The sequence below is a fragment of the Streptomyces sp. H27-D2 genome, assembly GCF_035828615.1.
Taxonomy (GTDB): domain Bacteria; phylum Actinomycetota; class Actinomycetes; order Streptomycetales; family Streptomycetaceae; genus Streptomyces.
Window position 1 is genome coordinate 1 of record NZ_JAYMZR010000231.1, and the last position, 750, is coordinate 750.

Below are 750 nucleotides of genomic sequence, written 5' to 3' on the forward strand. Positions count from 1 at the left end.
CGGGCGGGAGTTGCTGCGGCGGATGGTGCAGGACCAGCTCGACGCGCGGGCCGTGGCCGAGGTCCGACTGGAGTCGGTGACCGGCGCGGACGGCGTGGAGCGCCGCCGGGCCGAGCGCGGCCACCGCCGCCTGCTCACCACCACCCTGGGCCGGGTCGAGGTGGTCTGCATCGCCTACCGCGCCCCCGGCGCGGGGAACCTCCACCCCGCCGACGCGGTCCTGGCCCTGCCCCCGCAGCTCTACTCCGGCCCGCTGCAGCGCGAGGTCGTGCACCAAGGCGCGTCCGGGTCGCTGCGCGCCACCGGGCAGACCCTGGAACGCACCACCGGCCAACGCCTGGGCAGCCGCCAGCTGATGGAGGTATACGAACGGGCCGCCGCCGACATCCCCGCCTTCTACCAGGCCGTCCGTCAGAACCCTCCCCGCCGACCGGAACCGGCAGCCTACTGGTCCTGACCTGCGATGCGACCGGCGTGAACATGATCCCCAGCGATCTGCGCGAACCGGTCCGCTCCACCGCCGCCGCCCAGGCCGGCCCCCAGCCGCCCTCGGCCCAGCTCAGCTCCCGCGAACGCGGCGGCAAGCGGCGCATGGCCACCGTCACCGCCGTCTACGACGCCGCCCCCGCACCCCGCACCCCCGCCGGCATCCTCCCCGCCACCGCCGGGGAACGTCTCGCCCGCCAGCCAGGCCCACATGCCACCGGCCGCGAGGTCCATGCCTCGCTCCAGCACTCCACCGCCGAGATG

General features: G+C 75.9%; 2 pseudogenes. Both read left to right on the forward strand.

The features are described from left to right. Positions 1-457 (forward strand): annotated as a pseudogene (locus QMK28_RS34055) (ISKra4 family transposase); the annotation flags it as partial. Positions 458-474: 17 nt separating this feature from the next. Then, a pseudogene (locus tag QMK28_RS34060) lies at positions 475-750 on the forward strand (hypothetical protein); the annotation flags it as partial.